This is a genomic window from Microbacterium sp. H6 (assembly GCF_003314775.1).
Classification (GTDB): Bacteria; Actinomycetota; Actinomycetes; order Actinomycetales; family Microbacteriaceae; genus Microbacterium; species Microbacterium oxydans.
Genome location: NZ_QOAY01000067.1, coordinates 1 through 2,099, shown reverse-complemented (window position 1 = coordinate 2,099; position 2,099 = coordinate 1). Strand labels below are relative to the sequence as shown.

Annotated in this window: 1 protein-coding gene and 1 pseudogene; both read right to left on the bottom strand. The window is 72.2% G+C overall.

Annotated elements, in window-relative coordinates; all coding sequences use genetic code 11:
* Positions 1-375 (bottom strand): annotated as a pseudogene (locus DSP71_RS04725) (hypothetical protein); the annotation flags it as partial.
* A gap of 80 nt (positions 376-455) precedes the next feature.
* Positions 456-1,919 (bottom strand): PrgI family protein, encoded by a 1,464-nt coding sequence (locus DSP71_RS04720; protein WP_036286702.1) that lies wholly within the window; start codon positions 1,917-1,919, stop codon positions 456-458.
* Positions 1,920-2,099: the final 180 nt, after the last annotated feature.

Sequence of the window (2,099 nt, the reverse complement as noted above, 5' to 3'; positions counted from 1 at the left end):
GCTCACGGCCAAGCCGCCCGCAGGGCCCCCGGGGTGCCAGGCGATGCGCCCGGAGTGGCCCAGCGCGGCATCCAGGCGCTGCTCCACACCATCCAGTGCGGTCGCGGACTGCAGCAGATCATCGGCCGCAGCGAGCGCTGCGGACGCGCCGACCGTCTGACTACCGTCATCGTCGTGCGCCCGAGCCCGATGGATGAGGTGCGCCCTCGCGACCTGATCCACCACCTGGCGGAGAGAGCGGATTCCGCCGAGCACGTCGCCGAGAACCCGATAAGTGTCGGCCGGGTTCGTGAAGGTGCGGGTGGCGTGCGCCAGGCCGCGCAGCGCGGCAGACGCTTCGGCTGAATCGGTCAGCGGATCATCGAACGTCGGCATCAGAGGGCCTCCTCGGGCGCGGATGAGAGACAGCCCCGCCACCGCGGGGCTGTCTCTCAGGTGCGCTCGGGCTCCCCGGGTCAGATGCGGCGGCACAGTGGGAGCGCTGCGGCGGTGAACGCCGCCGCCTGCTGCCCGACCAGCAGGCGGGTCTCGCAGGACGCTTGGATCGCCGCCTGCTCGATCGCGGCGACAGCGGCATCGAGCTCATCGACGGTAGGCGCGGACACGGCGATGAGGCCCGTGTAGCGCAGCACGCCGTGCCCGGCGGTGAGGTCGGCTTCCTGCTGGAGCACGTCCTGGTACTCGGCGGTCTGGGCGGCGTCCTCGATCTGCCCTATCCGTTGCCGCTGGGCCATGTCGGAGATGTGCTCGACCTTCTTCTTGCGGATGTCACGGGCGGCCTGATCCGACCGCAACGGCGTGCACAGCAGGGAGAACGCGCGTTGGATGCCGGTGGACAGCAGCACCGGCGAGAGGAACCCGGGATACACCATCGACCGCGGCCACTCCGACACCCACAGCACCGCGTGGTGCGCGGAGTCGGTGCGCAGCCGCGACCAGGACTCGTTCACCGCCACCGGCCCGGCAGTGGCGAGGTCCTGCCCAAGCTGCCCGTGCCGCTCCAACGTGGCCGCGATCGCCGGGTCGTAGGCTGAACGCAGAATCACCGCGATCTGCCCCGTGCCCAGCCACCCCGACGGGGTAAGGTCTGCGGCCCGTAGCGCTGCGGTGAGCGTCGCCATCTCCTGCCGCAGCACCGCCGCCGCGCCCCGCATCCCGCCGCCGGCGGTGCGGATCTGCCGGGCCGCTGCCCCCATGTCCAGGGCGAGGGAGATCGTACTGGCGTGCCGTTCCCCGGCAGGCCCCGCCCGGTCGATCAGCTCCCGATAGGTCGTGGACGCCCACGAACCATCGTCGGCACCGTGCGAGGCCCACCACTCGGCGAGTCCCGTCCCGGAGTCCGGCAGGGTGCGCTCCAGCACCTGCAGCGTCGCCACGCGACCGGAACGGCACACCGTCGCGAGCACACGCCCCCAGGAGGACACCCGGCGTTCCTGTTCGCCGGGGTCGAGGAGCACGAACGCGGGATGCGTCACCTCGCACACCGCGGTCAGCGTGCCCGCGTGGGGGTCGTGGATCATCCCGGCCCCGGTCTCGGGGTCCTCGTACTCCCGCAACCGTGCCATGTCGCCGGGCAGGGCGAGGGTTCCCGCCGGACGCGGCTTGACGACCCGGCGCCGGTAGATCAGCTGGCCGATGGTCGTGCGCCACAGCCACCAGCAGCCGACCGGGAGCCACTCCACGACCGGACGGCCCGCGATCGGCACCCACGTCAGCACCGCCGAGAGCACCCAGACCGGCGCGGTGTATGCCAGTAGCTGACCGCCGCCGGCGTAGAGGGCCCCGACGATGGCGAGGACGCCGATGGCGAGGGTGATCAGCTGGGACAGCGAGAGACCCAGCAGCACTCCACGGCGCGCCAGCCGGGAGAACTTCACCGGCACCAGCTCGCTCACGGTCTCGTTCTTCGAGGCAGCCACGGCAGCTCACTCCTTCCCGGTCGGTTTCGGCGCAGGCGGCGGGCTCTGCCGCGGCGGTGGCGGAGTCGGCTGAGGCGATGAGCCCGAGCCTGCGCTCTGCGGTGGGGCGACCTGCGGTGGGGTCGCCCGCGGTGCGGGTGGCGTCGACGAGGACGAGGGCGGCGGGGTCGTTGACGCCTG